Source organism: Rothia similimucilaginosa (assembly GCF_029850985.2).
GTDB lineage: Bacteria > Actinomycetota > Actinomycetes > Actinomycetales > Micrococcaceae > Rothia.
Map to the genome: position 1 here is coordinate 690,042 of NZ_CM138149.1, position 20,311 is coordinate 710,352.

The following is a 20,311-nucleotide window of genomic DNA, read 5'->3' on the forward strand; positions in this document are numbered from 1 at the left end:
CATGGCTGATAAGACTTTGAAGAACCTGCAGCGGGTTATTTTCCCGAGCGCAGTTGAGACCGACGTCGTCCCCCTGTACGTGGATGCGGGTGTTGCAACCGGCGTTCAGATGCCCACCCGTATTGACGGTGATGCTTCCACCTCCATCGCGGAGGCTATGAACATCTCCGGTCAGTCTGTTTCGAGCGCCAGAGCGAACCGTGATGCCGCGAACAGTCTGAACAGCCGCCGCTCCATCACCGTGAATGCAGGCCAAAGCTTGTCTTTCGGTACGTACTTCAACGCGTTCCCCGCTTCGTACTGGCGCCGCTGGACCGACCTGCAGAAGGTCGTGCTGAGCGTTCAGACTCGCGGCGAGGGCATGGTCATTGTGTACAAGTCCAATGGCCGTGGCGTGATTCAGCGCGTAGATGCGAAGTTGCTCTCCGGCGAGGAGACCAGCACCTTCACCCTGCCCCTGGCACCCTTCGGTGACGGCGGCTGGTACTGGTTCGACCTAGCTGGCACCGGTGACCTTGAGCTGATTGAAGCGAACTGGTTGGGCAATATTGAGCCCCGCGCGGACGTGAAGGCTGGTCAGGCGACCGTCCAGATTACTACCATGAACAAGGTGGAGTACTGCATCAACAACATTCGTGCTCTGGGTGAGAGCCCCGAGATTTTCGATGCTGTGCACGAGTTCCTGATTGTGGATCAGGGCACCCAGAAGGTGCAGGACCACGAGGACTTCGAAGAGGTTGTCAAGCCCCTCTCCGGTAAGTTCCGCATTATCAACCAGGGCAACCTGGGTGGTTCCGGCGGCTTCTCGCGTGGCATGTTCGAGGCTGTCAACAATGGATCCGATTACGTGCTACTGCTCGATGACGACGTCATCGTTGAGCCCGAGTCGATTCTGCGTATGGTGACTTTTGCGAACTACTGCAAGGAACCTACTATCGTGGGTGCGCACATGTTCGACATGTATGACCGTTCGGTCCTGCACGCATTTGGTGAGGTTGTTGACCCGTGGCGCAACTTTTACGCTAAGCCGCACCAAGACATGGGCATGGGTCACAACCTGGGCTACCATAACCTGCGTAGCACCCCGTGGTTGCACCGCCGCGTGGACGTGGACTACAACGGTTGGTGGATGTGCCTCATCCCGACCACTGTCATTAAGGAAATCGGTCTGTCTCTACCGCTGTTCCTGAAGTGGGATGACGCTGAGTACGGTCTGCGCGCTAAGGCTGCGGGCTTCGCTACCGTGTCCTTTCCCGGTGCGGGCGTGTGGCACGTGTCCTGGACCGATAAGGATGACTCCGTCGGCTGGCAGGCGTACTACCACGAGCGCAACCGCCTCATTACGGCGCTGCTACACTCGCCCTTCGATAAGGGCGGCCGCGTGCTGCTGGACTCCCTGTTCTTGGACGTCAAGCATACCCTGTCCATGCAGTACTACACCGAGGCTGGCCGCCTGATGGCGCTGAAGGATCTGCTCTCCGGCCCCGATCATCTGCACCCCTCGCTCTCGCAGCGTCTGCCGGTGATTCGTGCGATGGCTAAGGAGTACCCGGAATCTCAGGTGAAGCCGAACGTGGATGACTTCCCGGCTATTCAGACAAAGAAGCCTCCGTTCCGTGGTCGCCGTTCCTTCTCGTCTCCGGGCTACACGAAGCTTGCTTCGTGGACCGCGAAGACTGTTGCTCGTCAGCTGCTCAAGCCGGTGAGTGAAGAGGCGAAGACTCACCCGCAGATTCAGCTGAACTACGGCGAGACTAACTGGTGGACCCTGTCGAAGTTCGACTCGGCTCTGGCTACTAACGCTGAGGGTACCGGTCTGTTCTGGTACCGCCGCGACCCCGAGCAGCTCAAGTCGAAGCTGGCTCAGGCCGCTAAGCTGCACGTTCAGCTAGTGACCGGTTGGGATAAGTTGCGTGAGCAGTACCGTTCGAAGGCTGCTGAGGTTGCCTCTTACGATGCGTGGGCTAAGACCTTCGCTGAGCACACGGATTCTGAGCTGACCCGATGAACGATCTGAAGTCTGTTCCCCTGAAGGCGCCCGGCCGTGGGCGCGGCATCCTGGATGCGGTGAAGAACCGCTACCTGCTTCGACTGCTGGTCGATAAGGAAATCCAGGTCCGCTACCGCGGCTCGGTGCTGGGCATTTTGTGGTCGTACATTAAGCCGGGTGTGCAGTTCCTGGTGTTCTACATTGCCATGGGTATGTTCCTTGGCTTGGAACGCGGTATGCACAACTATGCGGTGTACCTGTTCTCGGGCATGATTGCCATTAACTTCTTTTCGGAGGGTTTTGGTAATGGTGCTCGCGCAATGGTGGTTAACAGCGCGCTGATTCGTAAGATTTACCTGCCGCGTGAGTTGTTCTCGCTGTCGACGGTGTGGGTGGCTCTGGTGCATTTTGTGCCTCAGATTGCTGTGATGCTACTGGCCTGCTTCTTGGTGGGGTGGTCCCCGACCTTCCTTGCATTTGGGTCGATTCTGGTGGGCATGCTTATCGTGATGATGCTGTCCTATGGTCTGGGTCTGATTTTTGGCGTGGCGAACGTGTTCTTCCGCGATTCGGAGAACATTGTGGACATGCTGCTGATGGTGGCTACCTGGTTCTCGCCGGTGCTGTACTCCTGGACCATGGTGCGTGAAACTCTCTACCCATGGGTGTTCAACGTGTTCATGATGAACCCGTTGACGGTTGCGGTGGAGTTGTTCCACTATGGCTTCTGGCATCCGACGCTCCGTCCTGAGGATTTGGCGCTTCCTGCTTCGCAGGTGGTTCCGCATCTCTTCAGCTTGTGGACTCCGATTGCCCTTGGTATTTCTCTGCTGACCGTTTTAATTGGTGATTTGCTCTTCCGTAAGTTTGAAGGCAACTTCGCCCAGGAGCTCTGATTCTGTGGATATTAAGAAGCTTGAGTTCCCGCCGGTGAGCCCGGACGCTCCCGTGGTGATTCACGTGGAGAATTTGGTGAAGCGCTTCGTTCTGCGCCACACCCGTTCGATGAAGGAAGCTTTTGTGTGGCTGATTAAGGGCCGCAAGGGCGATCTTTCGGAGAAGTTCAATGCGCTCAACGGCGTGAGCCTGGACATTCGTCAGGGTGAGCGTGTGGCTCTTCTCGGTCTGAACGGTTCGGGTAAGTCCACGCTGCTGAAGATGATTTCTGGCGTGATGCGCGCCGACGAGGGCGAGGTTCTCACTCGCGGCAATATTGCGGGTCTGATTGAGGTGGGCGCTGGTTTCCACCCGGATCTGACTGGTCGCGATAACGTGTACCTCAACGGTGCGATTTTGGGTATGTCCAAGGAAGAGATTGAGGCTTCCTTCGATTCGATTGTGGATTTTGCTGAGATTCACGACTTTATTGATACCGAGGTGAAGTTCTACTCTTCAGGTATGTACCTACGTCTGGCGTTTTCGGTTGCGGTGCATACGAACCCGGATATCTTCCTGGTGGATGAGATTCTTGCGGTGGGTGATGAGCCTTTCCAGAAGAAGTGCATTGCGAAGATTCAGGAGCTGTGCTCTGCCGGTAGAACTCTTGCCGTGGTGAGCCATGACTTGGATTTGGTCTCTAAGATTTGTGACCGTGGCGTGGTGCTGGAGCACGGTAACCTGCGTTTTGACGGCCCAATTAAGGAAGCTGTGAAGGTGATTCGCGGTGGCGACTAGCTGCTAAATGATTGCTGGTGATGGGGCGTGTATTCCCGATGGGGGAGCGCACGCCCCTTTGCTATGCCCAGAAGTTGTGCCTGAGAATCTATTGTTGCTCGATAAGGTTCTAGCGTTTCAACAGAGGCGGCTGCGGGGATTTAAGACGAAATGTTACGTGTGCACCGTGCACAATATGGCGGTGGCCAACGGTAATTGGTTCGAGGGATGCACATGCATTTGTTTTGCAAGTCACAACCGACTAGGTGTTTTGGGTTTTAGCACACGTTAGGTAACGATATGTGCATTTCTATGCGTCAAAAATACTCAAATATTATACTCGTAAATATTAAGGGGTGTTTTATTACATTTTGATAAATTTGATGCGCTGAGGGTAGGATGATGGTGGCGTTGAGATATTACTACTTCGCCGTATTCCAGATAACCACATAACCACACACAGCATCGGATCACTTCAATGGAGAATACCGTACTGGATACCCGGGCGGAGCATCTAAATCTGCTCGAAGAAAATATTCGTGAGGCAATGCGCCACCGCAGCCTGGACCCGCACGAGGACCAGCACGCCGTTCGCGGGCTTATTGACGAGCACCTAAACGATTACGAACAGCGACGTACCCGCATTTCTCTGCCCGATTTGGGTGACCGTGAATCCGTGATTCAGCGCCTGCATAATGAAATCTGCGGCTTTGGCGTGATTCAGCCGTTCCTCGATGATGAGAGCGTTGAAGAAATTTGGATCAACTCTCCCGACGAAATCTTTATTGCCCGCAACGGCGAAAGTGAATTGACCGGTCTGCATCTGAGTGCCGAGGCGATTAATAGCCTGCTGGAGCGCATGCTCAAGCCTTCGGGTCGTCGTGTGGACCTTTCCTCCCCGTTTGTTGATGCATCCCTGCCGGATGGTTCCCGCCTGCACGCGGTGATTCCGGATATTACCCGCAGGCACACGAGCATCAATATCCGTAAGTTCGTGGTGCGTGCCCGCCGCCTGCCCGACCTGGTGCGCATGAACTCGCTGAGTGCCGGCGCGGCGTCCCTGTTGCACGCGGCGGTGGAGAGCGGCATGAACATCCTCGTTTCGGGCGCAACCCAAGCGGGTAAGACCACGATGCTGAACTGCCTATCGGCATCTATTCCGCCGCGTGAGCGTGTGATTACGTGCGAAGAAATTTTTGAGCTCGCAGTTCCGCTACGCGATGTGGTGGGTCTGCAGTGCCGCCAACCGAACCTTGAGGGCACCGGAGCGATTGAGCTGCGCCGCCTGGTCAAGGAAGCTCTGCGTATGCGCCCCGATCGCATCCTCATTGGTGAGGTGCGTGAGGCGGAATCCCTGGATATGCTCATTGCGCTCAATGCAGGTCTGCCGGGTATGTGCACGATTCACGCGAACTCGGCGCGTGACGCGGTGACCAAGATTTGCACTCTGCCGTTGCTGGCGGGCGAGAATATTTCCTCGACATTCGTGGTGCCGACCGTGGCGTCCTGCTTTGACATTGTGGTGCATTGCGGGCGCGATTCGCACGGTCAGCGTCAGGTCGAAGAGATTAGCATGCTGGGCGGCCGCGTTGAGGACGGCGTGATTGAGATGTCTCCGCTGTTTGTGCGTCGTGAAGGGCAGATGGTGTGCGTGGCATTGGAGCTGCCGAACCCGGACCGTTGGGTTCGTGTCGGTCACCATCCCGAGCAGGTGCTGGCGGCGGCGAAGGCGGGTCAGTAATGCCTCTGTTTCTGAGCCTGATTTTGGCGTTGGGCGTCTGCCTGATTTACCTTTCCTGCTTTCCTGATAATGGTAAGCCGCCGAAGCCGAGTAACGACCCGGCGCTGGTTGTGGCACTGCGTAAGGCAGGTATGCATTCGCTGACTCCACGAACGTTTATGTGGGTGAGTGTTGCCAGCGGTGTGAGCGCGTCGGTTCTGTTGCTGATTCTTACTCAGCTTTTGCCGCTGGGTCTGCTGGGCCTGATTGGTGGTTTTGTGGCGCCTCGCGTAGTCGTGAATCATCGTGCCCGCGCAGCGGATGCCCGTATTTGGCAGTTGTGGCCGGATGCGGTGGACCACCTGCGTTCGGCCATTCGTGCGGGTTTGTCCCTGCCCGAGGCGCTGATTCAGCTCTCTTACCGCGGCCCGGAAGAGTTGCGTGATGCCTTCACCCATTTCTCGCGTGACTACCGCGCGTCCGGTGAGTTTGTGACCTCACTGAACCGTTTGAAGGAGTACCTCTCTGACCCGGTGGCAGACACCATTATCGAGGCCTTGAAGATTGCCCGCGAGGTGGGTGGGTCGGACCTGGGTAAGTTGCTGGGCACGCTGAGTGATTTTCTACGTGAGAATGCGCGTACCCGTTCGGAGCTTCTGGCGCGTCAGTCGTGGACTGTGAATGCGGCTCGCCTCTCCTGCGTGGCGCCCTGGTTTGTGCTGTGTCTGATGGCAACTCAGCCTGCCGCGCGCATGGTTTATAACTCGTTTGCAGGTGCGACACTGATGATTGCCGGCGCCGCTATTTCTTTGGCAGCGTACCGTCTGATGCTACGTATTGGTGAGTTGCCGCGTGAACGGAGGGTTTTCGGATGAACCTACCTCTGATTTTTGGTCTGCTGTTAGCGACCGGCGTGGGTCTGATTCTCTCATCGGTGCTGAATACTCGCAGTATTTCGTTCTCTGATCGTGTGGCGTCGCAGCTGCGCGGTGAGACTCTGCGTGAGTCGCTCTTGAAGGAGCAGGAGCGCCGCGAGCCGAGCCTGCTGGAGGCGATTTCGGCGTTCTGTGCGCCGCTTCTGCGTTCGCTGTCCTCGTCGTTGAGCGGCTCGTCGCTGAGTGATAGTTCGGTGCAGGAGCGTTTGCGTCGGGCTGGCTCTTCGCAGAGTGTGAGCGCGTTTCGTGCTGAGCAGCTGCTGTGGGCTCTTGCCGGTGTGACCGTCATGAGTGCCCTGACTGTCATCGGCGTGGTGCAGGAGCGTTTTTCCATTCTGGTGGCTCTTGTGCTGGTGCTGGTGAGTGGTTTGAGCGGCTTTCTGGCGCGTGACTGGTGGCTGGGCGAGGCGGTGACTAAGCGCGAGAAGCAGCTGGTCGCTGAGTTCCCGGCGCTGGCGGAGATGATGGCGCTGTCGGTGACGGCGGGCGAGTCGGCCCTGGCGGCTTTGGAGCGTATCTGCCTGACTTCTCGCGGCGAGTTGGCTCGTGAGTTTTCTGATATTTTGGCTCAGACCCGCACCGGTGTTTCGCTCTTGAGCGCGTTGCAGGAGTTCGCGGAGCGTACTCGCGTTCCGGTGTTGAGCCGCTTTGTTGAGGGTATTGCTGTTGCGATTGAGCGCGGTACCCCTCTGGCTGATGTGTTGCGTGCGCAGGCTCAGGATGTACGCGATAACGCTAAGCGTGAGCTGATGGAAACAGCCGGTAAGAAGGAGATTGCGATGCTCGCCCCGGTGGTGTTTTTCATCCTGCCGCTGACCGTAATTTTTGCGGTCTTCCCGGGCCTGTCGCTCATGCGTTTGAACTTTTAGATTTTGCGGCGGGTACACACCGTACCGGCTGCGCCGCGATGGGCTGGGCTGATTGCCCGGTGCACCGCACCAACCACACACTACACCCTTTGATGAAGGAGAAAATCATGTTCCGTCGTTTCCGCACCACCCTCACCGTGCTGATTGCCCTGGCTATCGCATCCGTGCTGGCTCTGCGCCTGAAGAACAAGCAGGGTGACCCCGAGCGCGGCGACGTGCCCGGCTGGGTCATGATCACCATGATGAGTGCCGTGCTGGTTGCCGCTATCCTGGCGATCGCTCAGCCGGCTCTGACCAAGATGTTCAACGACGCGATTGCTCTGGTTCACCAGTAATGTGTAAGCCCCGCATCGCTTCTGAGCTGACTGCCGCTGAGCTATCCTCCGCGGAATATTCTGTGGAGGATAGCGAGCGCGGTGACGCCAGCACGGAATTCGTCATGGTCGGTGCGCTGTTGGTGTTGCTAACCATGGCGATTCTGCAGGTTTCTTTCGCTCTGTATGCACGAACCATGTTGGTGGATGCTGCGGCGGCTGGGGCACGTTACGGTACGATGCGTGACCGCACTCCGCAGGAGGGCATGGAGCGTACCCGTCAGATGATTGAGGGGGTTCTTCCGTCTTCCTATGCTGAGAATATTTCGTACCATCAGAGTAGTGATTCTACGGGGGTGCGCACCTTGGAGGTGACGGTGAAGTCGCCTTTGCCGGTGCTGGGCCCGTGGGGTTTTCCGGATTCCATTGAGGTGAAGGGGCATGCGATTTATGCGGAGCATCGTTCCGGTGATTAGTGGCTTTTCGCTTCGGCGGTGTGTGAAGGAACACCTGAAGAACCGCTCCGATTTGTACAATCCTGAAGAGGGTAGCGCCATTGTGGAGTTCCTGGGGTTGGGCATTACTCTGCTCATCCCGGTGCTCTACGGCATTCTGACGATCTTTAGCTTGCAGTCTTCAGTGATGGCGGCTCATGCTGCGAGCGCCCAGGTGGTGCTGTATGTGCAGGAGCAACCGCAGGATTCGTCGGTTGGCCCGGATTTGGCTCAGCGTCTGGCGGTGCATGCTGCCGCTGATTACGGGGTTGAGCCCTCCGATGTGAGCGTGTCGTTGAGCTGTTCGTCGGGGGAGTGCGTCTCGGGTACGAAGGCGTACGCCACGGTGACGGTTCAGGCGCGTTTGCCGCTGTTGCCTTCGTTTATGGGCGGCGGTGTGATTCCGGTGAGTTCTCATGCGACGAGTTGGGGGTCTGGTCATGCTGATTCCTAATGGTTTACCGGCTCATGCCGGTGTGCAGAGCCGGGCGCTCGCCTCAGACCCGGAAGAGGGCAGTATTGCCCCGCTGATTGTGGGCATGCTGGCGTTGCTTCTGCTCATCGGCTCGGTGACGGTGGCGATTACCGGTGCCTATCTGCAGACTCAGCATCTGCAGGATGTGGCGGACGCTCAGGCGAACTCGATTACCCGCACGATCGGCACTCCGGAGGAGACGAATAGTTCGGCGGCGTGGGAGTATGCGAGCGCGTACCTGGCTGAGGTTCAGCCGGGACAGGATTTTCATAGGTTGAGTCTGGAGAACGTGTCCGTGGATTCTGATCACAGCGTGCACGTGTACCTGTCGGCTCGTATTCGTCCGCCGCTGCTGTCGATTCTGGTGCCTGATGGCATTGAGGTGACCGCTCATGGTTCGTCGCGTTTGAAGATGAGCCAGGGCCCTTCCACCGATTAGTGCGTCTATCAACGGCGCAAGGGCTTATCAGCTCACTCTCTTATTGGTGTGTTGTGAGCCCCCATAGCCTGCGAGGGTGCATCCGTAAGGTAGTGTAACGGCTAGCGGATGCACCCTCGTTTTTTGCCTTCTTTTACATCTTCGTTCCGCGGCCTTTGCCCTCTACCCACCTGTCCTTCTGCGCTGTGGGCTGTTGCGGGCTGTAACGGCGGGACTTTCTGGCAGTTTCGCGATAGTGTTAAAAGCTATGGCATCCTTCGACTTTTCTGCTGAGATTAAAGAGCTTCGCACGATTTTCACCTCTATTGCTGCTGTGAGCGATATTGAGGGGATTGAGCGCGCCATTGAGGACCTGTCTGCGCAGGCTGCTGCACCCGATTTGTGGGATGACGTGGAGAATGCGCAGAAGGTGACGAGCGCACTGTCGTATAAGCAGTCGGAACTGAATCGTCTGCGTTTGCTGTCTTCTCGCATTGATGATGTTGAGGTGATGGTGGAGCTTGCAGAAGCTGAGGATGAGGAGACTGCCGCCGAGCTGCTCGCCGATGCTGAGCGTGAGTGCGGTGAAATCCGCGCCAAACTGGAAGAGCTTGAGGTGCTGGTGCTACTGTCGGGTGAGTACGATCAGCGTGAGGCTGTGGTGACGATCCGTTCGGGCGCCGGTGGCGTGGATGCTGCTGATTTCGCGGAGATGCTGCTGCGCATGTACCTGCGTTGGGCGGAGAAGAACGGCTACCCGACGAAGGTTCTGGATACCTCCTACGCTGAGGAGGCGGGCCTGAAGTCGGTGACCTTTGAGGTTAATGCGCCGTACGCTTTTGGTCGCCTGTCGGTGGAGGCGGGTACTCACCGCCTGGTGCGTATTTCTCCGTTCGATAATCAGGGCCGCCGTCAGACGTCGTTTGCTGCGGTTGAGGTAATTCCTCTGATTGAGCAGACGGATGCTATTGAGATCCCCGAGTCCGAGATTAAGGTGGATGTGTTCCGCTCGTCGGGCCCGGGCGGCCAGTCGGTGAACACGACGGATTCGGCGGTGCGTATGACTCACTTGCCGACCGGTATTGTGGTGTCGATGCAGAATGAGAAGTCTCAGTTGCAGAACCGTGCGGCGGCTTTGCGTGTGCTACAGTCTCGCCTGTTGCTGTTGCGTAAGGAGCAGGAGGATGCGAAGAGGAAGGAGCTTGCCGGTGATATTAAGGCAAGCTGGGGTGATCAGATGCGCTCGTATGTTCTGCATCCATACCAGATGGTGAAGGATCTGCGTACCGGCTATGAGGAGGGTAATACCTCTAATGTTTTGGATGGCGGTTTGAACGCCTTTATTGATGCTGGTATTCGCTGGCGTGCTTCGGGGCGCGCGGTTGAAGAGAGCTAAGACGTATAAGGATTGAGTGATGGCTCAGAAAAAGAAGAAAGACGCAAAGAAGGACCCGAATAACGCGATTATTGCCCAGAATAAGAAGGCTCGCCACAACTACAACATTGTGGATACCTATGAGGCGGGCATTGTTCTGCTGGGTACTGAGGTGAAGTCTCTGCGTGATGGAGGGGCGTCCATTGTGGACGGTTTCTGCCAGGTGACCGATAACGAGATGTGGCTCGAGGGTATTCATATCGCGGAGTATGGTTACGGTACGTGGACGAACCATGCAGCTCGTCGTCGCCGGAAGCTGCTGCTGCATCGTTCTGAGATTAATAAGTTGGCGCAGAAGCTGAAGGAGACCGGTTACACGGTGGTTCCGTTGAAGCTGTACTTCTCGAATGGTCGTGCGAAGGTTGAGATTGCTTTGGCGACCGGTAAGCGTGAGTACGATAAGCGTCAGGCTTTGCGTGAGCGTCAGGATGACCTGGAGGCGCGCCGCGCGATGCGTTACCGCAACCTCGGCTAGAGCTGAGGCGGCGGCGGGAACCTATCTAGTCGGTGACTTCTGGTAGATGCGGGCACGGTTCCTCGCGTATAATTGTTGGAAAATCGTGGCGTACCGCGAGCACCATATTTTATGAGGAGACATATGTCTGAGAACCCGAATTACCAGCAGAACCCGGGCGAGTTCATCCCCGCACCGCAGCAGGCCCCCGCATACAATATGCAGGGTGGCTACCCCGGCTACCAGCCGACTCCGAGCTCGGCTCTGGCGATTGCTTCGCTGATTCTGGGTATTATTGGTCTGCTGTCTGGCTGGCTGATTTTCGGTGGCGTGCTGGGTCTGGTTGGCGTGATTCTGGGTATTGTTGCCCTGGTGAAGGTGAAGAATGGTACCGCCTCCGGTAAGGGTATGGCGATTGGTGGTATTGTCACCGGTGCGCTGGGCATGATTGTTGCTGTTGGCGTGCTGATTCTGGGCTTGATTGGCATTGGTATGCTCAGCGACTGCGCTGAGAATGCGGTGCAGGATTCGAGCGGTAACTATGTGTGCACCGTTCATGGTGAAACCATGACGATGAGCCCTAAGGAATATGAATCTGTCCGCCGTTAAGTCACGTTGAGTCTTTGAAACGTTGAGGGACCGAATAGTGGTGAACTATTCGGTCCCTTGCTCTTTTTCGGCGCTGAATCTGCCCGATTGGTGGATTCTGGGGGATGATTCTGGAATCTTAGACTTCATAGATGCCCCAGGTGATGGCTTATTCATATAATGGAACTGAACTCAGCGCGCAATGGTGCATTGGGTGAGTATAAATTGTTCGCTGTAACTGTGATGGAAAGAACGACGGATGTCTGAGAATAACTACGGAAACAACCAGGGAAACGCACAGAACCCCTACGCTGCTCAGCAGCCTAATTCTTCAGCCCAGAGCTCTTACGGTCAGAATTACGGCCAGGCTCCTGCAACGCAGAGTACTTACGGCCAGGATTACGGTCAGAGCGCATCCGCCCAGAATAGCTACGGCCAGACTCAACAGAACACTACTGCGCAGAACGCGCCCCAGCAGAACCAGTACGGTCAGTTCGGTGCGCAGTCTTCTTCTCAGAATGCTTACGGCCAGAACGCTGCTCAGGGTATTTCTGCCCAGGGCGCTTCGGCTCAGGGTGCTGCAGCGCAGAACCCCTACGGCCAGGCTCAGCCCGTCCAGCAGCAGTATGGCTACGGTCAGGACGCCTCCTACCAGGCGCAGCCCGCTGACTACAACTACCAGCAGAACTCTTACCAGCAGCAGCCTCAGCAGGATGCTTACGGTTACGGCCAGCCCGCGGGTTACCCGTATGCGGCTCCGGTGACGAAGAAGGCTCCCGGCATGGCACTGGCGGCGATGATTCTCGGTATCGCGGCTGTACTGACAGGTTTCCTTGTGTTTGGTGCCCTGTTGGGTATCGCCGCGATTATTCTGGGCGTGCTGTCCCTCAAGAAGACGAAGGAAGTTGGCGCAGGTAAGGCATTCGCCCTGACCGGTATTATCACTGGTGCGGTGTCTGTCCTGATTTCGATTTGCATGCTTTTCGTAGCCATTTCTTTAGTTCAGGCTACTCAGAAGTGCCTTGAGGTTGGTACCGAGGATGGTCACGGTAACGTGGTCTGCCAGATTGGTGACAACCCGAACAACCGCATGACTGTTTCGGCTCACCGCTAAGGTTTGACAGCCTAGTGCGGTACGCGAACGGGGTGAGGCTCCCAGAAGATTTGGGGCGCCTCACCCCGTTTGCTGTGCCCGTGATCTTCTGTGCCGATTTTCTGCACCGATTTTCTGGGCCCGCCGTTGATTCGGGTGTGTGCGGTGGCGGATGTTTCGGCGGTGGAGGTGCGCTCTTCGCAGGCAGCGTTCTCTGCGTCTGTTCTTGGCGGGTGTTCTCTGTCAGTGAGCGCACCCTGCGTGTGGGGTAGGGGACTTGCACACCGTTAAACACCTCCGATATACTGAATCTCTACCGTGTTTGAATGGCACCGCGGCATCAAGGTATGTTGAGGAAAACTTTCAGAAGACGGTGGGCTTTTTGATAAAAGCATAGGGGGATGATCGGTTTCGACGATGTGAGTTGAGATGGGTGAAGCGTGCCGAGGATGCAGGGTTATCTCGTTAACGCCCTCTGCAAAAAAATTAAGTGCAGAATCTAAGCGCACTGACTTCGCACTCGCTGCCTAAGCGCGAGTTGCCGTCTGTCGGCCTGAGCATGCCTTTGGCTCAGTTACCGGCATCGACTTAAAAGGCCACTGCTGCTAGCCCTTGTTGCGGGGGCTGGCGGGACTTTTACGTGACTAGGTTCGTCGGTATATGTGTTTATGCAAGTACCGGAGCCGAAAAGTAGCGTTCGCATAAACTGCGCACGGAGAAGCCCCGTTGACGCCACATCGGACCGGGGTTCGATTCCCCGCATCTCCACGATCTCCCAACCTCCCGCTATCCCGTATGGGGTGCGGCGGTGATTATCGGTTCCAATCCAGAGGAAGAACCGCGGTAGGTTTCTACCACCCGGCAGGATGCCCCACGGCGTCACCTGCCGGGTATTTTTATGCCCAATTGGTCGGTCCTGTATTGCCGGCCCGGTTCATGGCCGCCAGCTCCCACTATGACAAACACGCTGCTGATTATGCGGTGGCGTTCATCCAAGCATTGACCCACACGGAGGGCCGCTGGGCCGGCAAACCCTTCGAACTGATTGACTAGCAAGAGCAGATTTCTGAAACCTACGAGTTGCGGGAGGTTGCGTTCGACCGGTGGGGAGCAGTCCAGATGACCCAAAACTTGGACGCCGTGGGCCTCGACCGCGCGATTAGATGCGGCTGTGGACCCGCCACTGAGAGCGTGTATGACAGAAGAGACATGTTTTTCATGTAATGTCACTTTACGTGTTGCATCTGATGAGAGTCTCTGATACACTACTGAGTAGTGGCGTAATATACATCACATAGTGATGTCAGATACGTCATTATGTGACGTGGGAATGCATTCATCATAAAGCTTATGAGGAATAAGAAATTTCACGCACATCTCCTACACGAACACCGAAATTCGGAAGGAAACGCAAGGAGAATTACAATGACAAAAATTCTAAGAGGTGCTTTTAAAGCACTGGTTGGCTCTGGAACTGCTGTTGCTCTCGTTTTGGGGTCAGGAGGTGTCACTGGAACGGCATATGCTGCTAATCTTGGTGGCAACAGCAAATTTTACGAAAGCGGCAGTGCAGTAATGCCTGAAGCTAACGTTGCGAAATTGGCTGAAGACTTGGAAAAGCTCTTCACCAGGTATATACCTCAAGTTGATGGGAAATACGTTGCAAACGAAGATGCCATCATTGAAGATGGTTATGCGGATCAACTTGAAGATTTTCGTACAGTTGCAGCAGCTTTCAACGATACTTCAAATCGATCAGGTGCAGTGTTCTCTGCTGGACCCGAAGGGAGTAGGGGCGTAGCAACTACTAACAGCGCAGGCAGTTATGCAAAATGCGTGGTTCTTAATGCGTTAGGTATTCCTGCGACTGCTTTCACGTATGGGACTTGGACTGTACTCACAACCGCAATTTCTGCTTGGAATTGGGGGCTAGCTGCTTCCACGATTGCAAGAGCTTTAGGGCCAGCATTTGTTGGTGGTTTTGGAAAAGCCCTTGGAGGTCCGGCAGTAATTGCCGCTGCGCTAGCTGTTCCAGCAGTGTCCTGCACTCTCACTCTTTAACCTGGGAGAGGTCCAATGCGTACGAAGAATATATTTACACTAGGATTTTTTCTCACTATTGTTCCGGTGTTCTGGGTGATTATCTCATTTGCCAGAGACGGGGAGTTCTTTAATCCAGTATCAATTCTAAGTGCAATTTTAGGAGGTCTTTTGGTCACTTTTGCAGCCAGAAGGACGCTTGAGAGTGATTCAAAGTTCCCTAAGGGACCCCCTAAAGGACCTAGTGTGTAAAACATCGCTTAGAAGTTTCTAAGTGGTCAACGAGATGTGGTAGCAGTTTTAAAACTGCTGCCACATCTTGCTGTATATAAAGGTAATATATGAGTCTTTTATCTTGGTTTGGTCTTAAAACACCTGCTCCATCAGCACCACAGAACACCTGGTCTTTGACGAACACCGCGTTCCCCGCATCTCCACGATCTCCCAGCCGTCCGCTATCCCGTATGGGGTGCGGCGGTGATTATCGGTTCCAATCCAGAGGAAGAACCGTGGTAGGTTTCTACCACCCGGCAGGACGCCCCACGGCGTCACCTGCCGGGTATTTTTATACCCAATTGGTCGGTCCTGTATTGCCGGTCCGTTCTGGGGTGTACCGGCGTGCCCGAGGGCGCTCAGGTGACCGCATTGTAATGAGAACGCCATCAGAGAAGACGAAAACGCGTCCTATGCCGTAGTATCGAAGGGTAGATACCGTTGTTCGGTATTGATTGTTTATTCAATCTCACCGGCAACGTTAGAGAGCAACCACAGAGCCACCAAACGAGCCACAAAGTAGCCGGTCATATAGCATAGCCGCTCATAGTGACGCCAACGCTACGATACGGTAGCCACACAGCCGCTATGACGACCACTCAAGGACACACCATGGAGAACCAGATTCCCGCCCCCTCCTTCCCGGAGCAGAACAACGCAAACTCCCCGCAGCCGGTACCTGCAGGCGTAGCACCCGCACCCGCCCTGGGCGTGGCACCCGCTAACGTGCGCGACCGGGACGACAGCTACCAGCGCATCCCGGACATCTACCGGGTGCCGGCTGAGCACCGCCGCCCCTACGGTGAGACCACCGGCGACTTCCGCGGCCCCGGCTACTTCTACTCCATCGGTGCGTTCGGTGCCTCCCTGGGTGCCCTGGCCCTGACCCTCTACGCGTGGGTTCAGGTCGCGGCACTCCACACCGAATCGATGGGCAGCTCCGGCGGTTACAGCTCTGCGTATAGCTCCGGCCTGAGCCTGAGCCCCAACATCATGGTGATTGCGCTACTGCTCGTGGGTCTGATCCCGGTGGGCGTCTCGATTTGGCTTGCCATCTACTCGGCGAAGGTGAACGTCGGTCACACCACCAAGTACACCTCGAAGATGACGACCTTCAACATTCTGGCCTACATCATCTCGGGTCTGAGCCTGCTGGGTCTGCTCGGCACCCTCACGATGCTGTCCTAAAACAGGCAACACTTGCTCTCAGCGCGATAACAGCGAGGCGGCGGCTTTCCACTTACCGGAAAGCCGCCGCCTCGCTATATTGTCACCACTACCGGGGAGGGGAGTGCAGACTAGGGTCGGGGTGCGAGCGCCTCCAGCACCTGCTGCTGGACCGCCGCCGTATTACTTGCCACCAGGGACACCGGGTGCACACCGGAGACTGAAAGGCCCGCATGCTTGGGCAAATCACCCTCTAGGGTGGAGGCGACGCCACCAGCCTCACGAATCAGCGGCAGTAGCGCCGCCACCTCGTAGAAAGACAGGGATGCGTCCACGACGGTGTCCACGGCACCCTCAGCGAGCATACACGCCGCCCAGAACGAACCGTACGCACGGGAACGACCCACTGAACCCAGAAGCTGTACAAGCTCCCCAGAGCGGTCCACAGCGCCTTCAGCAGCGGCCTTCCAGGAAGAGAGGTCGGTGTACGCGGCAGACAGCTGATCCAGCTGAGTCAGCGAAGACACCTCAAGACGAGTCGCCTGCGCCAAAGACTTACCCGTATACGCGTCCGAGCCGCGAGCAGCCCACCAGCGGCGACCCAGCGCGGGTGCAGACACCACACCCACCACCGGCTCACCCTGATCCAGCAGAGCAATCAGAGTCGCCCATACCGGTACGCCGCGGCGAAAATTATCCAGCTCAGCAATCGGTGCAATCACCCACTGGCGCGACGCCTGACCGTTATAGCCGGCATGCGTACCGGCAATACCGTCACGAGTACGCACACGCGACAGTTGCGCGTGCAGAAGCTCCTCAACCTCCTGGGCCACACCCGAGGCGTAATCTGCAGGCTCCTGCACCGGTGCCTGCGGCTCTGCGGGCTGCTGATTAGCCTGCTGCCACGGCGCCAACAGTGCCGCAGCCGGTGCCGTTTCGGCGGGCTCCACTACCTCGGATGCGGGGGAGAAGACCGGGCGGTCACGAAAACGCATGGTGCTCACACGATCGACGCTATCGGCAAGAATATGCGCAAGACGCAAATCGTCGGTGTACTGCTGGGGACGGCTCATAGTAATGATCTTCTTCAGTGTTCGGTGATGTAGTCAGCAAAAATGTGTGTGTAGTGCAGGGGAGAGAACCTAGACGAGAGCGCCCAGTTCCTTCTCCGAATCGCCCTCTTCAGGAGTCAACAGCAGCAGCTTACGCAAGGATTCCAGGCGGGCGGGACCGCTCTGACCGGCATGACCGGCAGCAACGTACGCCTCCAGACCGCACTCGGGAGCCTGCGCTGCGTGAGTACACGCCTTCGCACAATCCGCCGCACCCGGCGCCAGATCCACGAACGCCTCCACCACGGTCTCCTGCGGCACATGCGCCAAACCGAAAGAACGAATACCCGGAGTATCAATAATCCAGGTGCCCGGCTCCATCGGATCCCCATTCGCATTCACCGGACGCAACGCCAACGCCGACGAGGAAGTGTGGCGGCCACGGCCCGTCACCGCGTTCACATGGCCGGTTGCACGCTCAGAGCCGGTCAGCGCATTCACCAGGGTCGACTTACCCACACCCGAATGGCCCAGAAGCACCGACACCTGACCCAGCAGCTCCTGCAGAAGCTCCTGAACCGGCGCCGACTCCAAACCGGCAGCGCCCTCCTGACTCGGCGCCAAACCATCCGAAGACGAAGACAGCACAATCTTCAAACCGCTCGCCGCATAGTAATCCAGCAGGTTCTGCGGGTACCGCACATCGGTCTTCGTAATGCACAGAATCGGCTCAATACAGGCATCAAACGCCGCCACCACGGCACGGTCAATGAAGCCGGTGCGCGGCTCCGGGTTCGCCGCAGCAACCACAATCACCAGCTGCTGAGCATTCGCCACGACCACGCGCTCCGACGGGTCGGTGTCATCGGCGCTACGGCGCAGAATCGAGGTGCGCTCGCCCAGACGCACAATGCGCGCCAGGGTATCCTTCGCACCGGAGGTGTCACCCACCAAATCCACAAAGTCACCGGTCACAATCGCGGTGCGGCGCAGCTCCTTAGCGCGCGCCGCAATGAGGGTACGCTCCTTCTCGGTACCCTCATCAACAACGACCGACCAGCGGCCGCGGTCCACCGTAATGACCCTGCCACGAATCGCTTCTTTGAAGGTCGGGCGGTCCTTCGTGCGGGGGCGGGAGCCCTTCTTGTTCGGGCGCACGCGCACATCCGATTCATCCCATTCGGAGAAATCGCGCACGTTCATGCGGGAAGAACCCATTTAGAAGACCTCCTGGTCGGCGGTAACGGTGGAAGCGCCGGTCTGCCATTGCACCAGCATATCCTCCCACATTACGGTAAATTCGGGCATGGTCTTAGCCACGGTGGCCACATTCTGCACCACCACGTTGGGGCGGCGCAGACCAATAATCGCTGCGAAGGTCGCCATACGGTGATCGTCGTAGGTGCGAGCCAGAACCTGTGCAGCCTCAACGGTAGCGGGGATGGGCGCCTTAATCACCAGCGAATCGGCGGTGTCGTGGGCGCTGCCTCCCAGACGGTTAATCTCAGCGGCGAGCGCGGCAAGGCGGTCCGTCTCATGACCGCGCAGATGCGCAATACCGGTCAGCTCCACGCGACCCTTCACGAAAGCACAGGCAGCCGCCATAGTCGGCGCCAACTCACCACCGGCAGACAGGTCAAAGAAGAAATCACCCTCGGGAAGCTGCACCGGACCGGTTACGGTCAGACGGCCCTCAGAGTAGCGAACCTGCGCACCCAGTGCGGGCAGAAGCTCACGCCACATATCGCCCACCTGGGTCGTGCCCGCCGAAGAATCAGCCGCGGGTTCCGGCCAGTGGGGAATAGTTACCGACTCGCCGGTAACCACGGCAGCGGCAAGGAACGGACCGGCATTCGACAGGTCCGGCTCAATGGTCATCTCAAAGCCGGGGAAAGAACCGGGGTGAACCGTCCAACGGTACTCGCCACCTTCTGCTTCGTTGCCTTGGCTCGGGTAGTGCTCCTGAACCTCGATGCCCATCTGACGCAGTGCCTCCACGGTCATCTGAATGTGCGGGATGGACGGCACCGAAGAGCCCTCGTGCACCAGCACCATGCCCTGCGGCAGGCGAGGGGCCATCAACAGCAGAGCCGAAACGAACTGAGACGAGGTCGAAGCATCAATACGAACCACAGGCGCCTCAGAGACACCCTCCGCGCTCGCCAGACCGGGGGAGCGTAGCACGAAGGGCAGAGCGTTCTCGCCCTGCTCATAATCCACCTGCACACCCAGCTGACGCAGACCCTCTAGGGCAGGACCCATCGGACGCTGACGGGCATGCGGGTCACCGTCAAAAGCAAACTCACCCGGCAGCAGTGCCGCCAGAGCGGGTACAAAACGCATCACGGTACCGGCAAGACCGCACTCAATCGACACCGCCTGCGGCTGTATGGAATCTGCCTGCGCAAAGTTGAGGGGAGTGACCTTGATATCCGGACCAAACGGCGAATCGGTCGGCACCAGCTCAATACCCGCACCCAGCTGACGCAGCGCCTCAATCATCAGCGCCGAATCGCGCGAATGTAGAGGCGCACGCAAATACGAAGGGGAATCGGCCAAAGCAGCAAGCAGCAGATAACGGTTCGTGAGCGACTTAGAACCCGGAATATGCACCAGCGCATTCTTGCCAGCGGTTTCGCTGGAGGCGGGCACCAGGGGAGCGGGCCAATCGCCGGGGGAAAGTTGCACTGCTGCGTCGCTCATACATCCTCTTCTGGTTCAAATCATGGGGGCGCAGACTCAGAGACGCTGCGCCCGTTGACGTCTACCACTATTCTACCGGTTGAGGGTTTGCGAGCCGCTGAGGGCTCCAACGCTGAGATATGCGGCCCGAACGAACCAGGTAACACGAGCTAGACAGCGTGAACCAACCAATACGCGTAAAGGCGGCGCACCGTCATTGGTGCACCACCTTTACTCATCATTCGATTTCTCTACCTCAGCGGGACAACAACTTGGGGCAGTTTAGAGGTTTGCTTTGGCGCAGAAATTCTGCACATCCTGCAACAGTCTCACCTTCAACTGCTCGGGCGCCTGCTGAGCGCACGAAGAACGCATCTTCTCACGCACCATCAGCTCAAAGTCCTTTACATCCGCGCACTCGGGGCAGGCATTCAGATGCGCCTGAATTGTGTGTAGCTGCTCGGGGCTCAGCTCCCTATCGAGGAATTCGTAGAGGCGCTTGAGGGTCGATGAGCAGGGCAGGCCTCCGCAATCCTCTAGCGGCTCAGAAGCTACGGAAGCTGCAGGGGTTTGGGGGACGGAAAAATTCTTGTCTGTGCTTGACATCGGGGGTTCCTTTCACACGGAAGGTATAAAGCGTTAGGGGAAGTCTAGCCTTA

General features: G+C 57.2%; 20 protein-coding genes and 1 other RNA gene. 17 read left to right on the top strand and 4 right to left on the bottom strand.

Annotation, left to right across the window (positions count from 1 at the left end):
* Position 1: 1 nt before the first annotated feature.
* From QFX07_RS02930 to QFX07_RS03010, 17 genes are all read left to right on the top strand, one after another.
* On the top strand, positions 2-2,008 hold the full coding sequence (locus QFX07_RS02930) for a glycosyltransferase (RefSeq protein ID WP_279755097.1): 2,007 nt from the start codon (positions 2-4) through the stop codon (positions 2,006-2,008).
* The gene (locus QFX07_RS02935; RefSeq protein ID WP_279742094.1) at positions 2,005-2,886 is read left to right on the top strand and encodes an ABC transporter permease; all 882 of its coding nucleotides are present in this window, start codon (positions 2,005-2,007) and stop codon (positions 2,884-2,886) included. Before QFX07_RS02930 ends, QFX07_RS02935 begins: the two co-directional genes overlap by 4 nt.
* Before the next feature lie 4 nt (positions 2,887-2,890).
* A complete protein-coding gene (locus QFX07_RS02940; protein WP_279742092.1) occupies positions 2,891-3,664 on the top strand; it encodes an ABC transporter ATP-binding protein in 774 nt (257 codons plus the stop codon).
* A 457-nt stretch (positions 3,665-4,121) separates the two neighbouring features.
* Positions 4,122-5,384: a CpaF family protein gene (locus tag QFX07_RS02945; protein ID WP_279742090.1), complete on the top strand. Its 1,263-nt coding sequence runs from the start codon at positions 4,122-4,124 to the stop codon at positions 5,382-5,384.
* The gene (locus QFX07_RS02950; RefSeq protein WP_279742087.1) at positions 5,384-6,238 is read left to right on the top strand and encodes a type II secretion system F family protein; all 855 of its coding nucleotides are present in this window, start codon (positions 5,384-5,386) and stop codon (positions 6,236-6,238) included. Before QFX07_RS02945 ends, QFX07_RS02950 begins: the two co-directional genes overlap by 1 nt.
* Complete coding sequence (locus QFX07_RS02955; RefSeq protein ID WP_279755098.1) at positions 6,235-7,167, top strand: type II secretion system F family protein; 933 nt, start codon at positions 6,235-6,237, stop codon at positions 7,165-7,167. The genes QFX07_RS02950 and QFX07_RS02955 overlap by 4 nt, the downstream gene beginning before the upstream one ends.
* A 107-nt stretch (positions 7,168-7,274) precedes the next feature.
* Positions 7,275-7,502 (top strand): hypothetical protein, encoded by a 228-nt coding sequence (locus tag QFX07_RS02960; RefSeq protein WP_279742084.1) that lies wholly within the window; start codon positions 7,275-7,277, stop codon positions 7,500-7,502.
* A complete protein-coding gene (locus QFX07_RS02965) occupies positions 7,502-7,957 on the top strand; it encodes a TadE family protein (RefSeq protein ID WP_279742083.1) in 456 nt (151 codons plus the stop codon). Before QFX07_RS02960 ends, QFX07_RS02965 begins: the two co-directional genes overlap by 1 nt.
* Before the next feature lie 22 nt (positions 7,958-7,979).
* On the top strand, positions 7,980-8,429 hold the full coding sequence (locus tag QFX07_RS02970; RefSeq protein WP_279755099.1) for a pilus assembly protein TadE: 450 nt from the start codon (positions 7,980-7,982) through the stop codon (positions 8,427-8,429).
* Positions 8,392-8,889, top strand: a complete 498-nt coding sequence (locus QFX07_RS02975; protein ID WP_279755100.1) for a Tad domain-containing protein — start codon at positions 8,392-8,394, stop codon at positions 8,887-8,889. The genes QFX07_RS02970 and QFX07_RS02975 overlap by 38 nt, the downstream gene beginning before the upstream one ends.
* A gap of 247 nt (positions 8,890-9,136) precedes the next feature.
* The gene (gene prfB, locus QFX07_RS02980) at positions 9,137-10,264 is read left to right on the top strand and encodes a peptide chain release factor 2 (protein ID WP_279755101.1); all 1,128 of its coding nucleotides are present in this window, start codon (positions 9,137-9,139) and stop codon (positions 10,262-10,264) included.
* A 19-nt stretch (positions 10,265-10,283) separates the two neighbouring features.
* Positions 10,284-10,778, top strand: a complete 495-nt coding sequence (gene smpB / locus QFX07_RS02985; protein ID WP_005505423.1) for an SsrA-binding protein SmpB — start codon at positions 10,284-10,286, stop codon at positions 10,776-10,778.
* A gap of 123 nt (positions 10,779-10,901) precedes the next feature.
* Positions 10,902-11,366 (top strand): DUF4190 domain-containing protein, encoded by a 465-nt coding sequence (locus QFX07_RS02990; RefSeq protein WP_279742075.1) that lies wholly within the window; start codon positions 10,902-10,904, stop codon positions 11,364-11,366.
* A gap of 238 nt (positions 11,367-11,604) precedes the next feature.
* Complete coding sequence (locus QFX07_RS02995) at positions 11,605-12,459, top strand: DUF4190 domain-containing protein (RefSeq protein ID WP_279742073.1); 855 nt, start codon at positions 11,605-11,607, stop codon at positions 12,457-12,459.
* A gap of 376 nt (positions 12,460-12,835) precedes the next feature.
* Positions 12,836-13,209: a transfer-messenger RNA gene (gene ssrA, locus QFX07_RS03000) on the top strand.
* A gap of 654 nt (positions 13,210-13,863) precedes the next feature.
* A complete protein-coding gene (locus QFX07_RS03005; protein WP_279755102.1) occupies positions 13,864-14,499 on the top strand; it encodes a hypothetical protein in 636 nt (211 codons plus the stop codon).
* Positions 14,500-15,339: 840 nt separating this feature from the next.
* Positions 15,340-15,939: a hypothetical protein gene (locus tag QFX07_RS03010; protein WP_279755103.1), complete on the top strand. Its 600-nt coding sequence runs from the start codon at positions 15,340-15,342 to the stop codon at positions 15,937-15,939.
* Positions 15,940-16,049: 110 nt separating this feature from the next.
* Here the strand turns inward: QFX07_RS03010 and QFX07_RS03015 are convergent, their stop codons facing one another.
* The 4 genes from QFX07_RS03015 to rsrA all read right to left on the bottom strand — a co-directional run bounded on the left by QFX07_RS03015 (position 16,050) and on the right by rsrA (position 20,258).
* On the bottom strand, positions 16,050-16,991 hold the full coding sequence (locus tag QFX07_RS03015) for an inositol monophosphatase family protein (protein WP_279754227.1): 942 nt from the start codon (positions 16,989-16,991) through the stop codon (positions 16,050-16,052).
* A gap of 69 nt (positions 16,992-17,060) precedes the next feature.
* Entirely contained in the window at positions 17,061-18,188 is a 1,128-nt protein-coding gene (rsgA, locus tag QFX07_RS03020) for a ribosome small subunit-dependent GTPase A (protein ID WP_279754226.1), read from the bottom strand.
* Positions 18,189-19,673, bottom strand: a complete 1,485-nt coding sequence (aroA, locus tag QFX07_RS03025) for a 3-phosphoshikimate 1-carboxyvinyltransferase (RefSeq protein ID WP_279754225.1) — start codon at positions 19,671-19,673, stop codon at positions 18,189-18,191.
* A gap of 261 nt (positions 19,674-19,934) precedes the next feature.
* Positions 19,935-20,258, bottom strand: coding sequence for a mycothiol system anti-sigma-R factor (gene rsrA, locus QFX07_RS03030; RefSeq protein ID WP_279754224.1), 324 nt, complete (start codon positions 20,256-20,258; stop codon positions 19,935-19,937).
* Between the last annotated feature and the right edge of the window lie 53 nt (positions 20,259-20,311).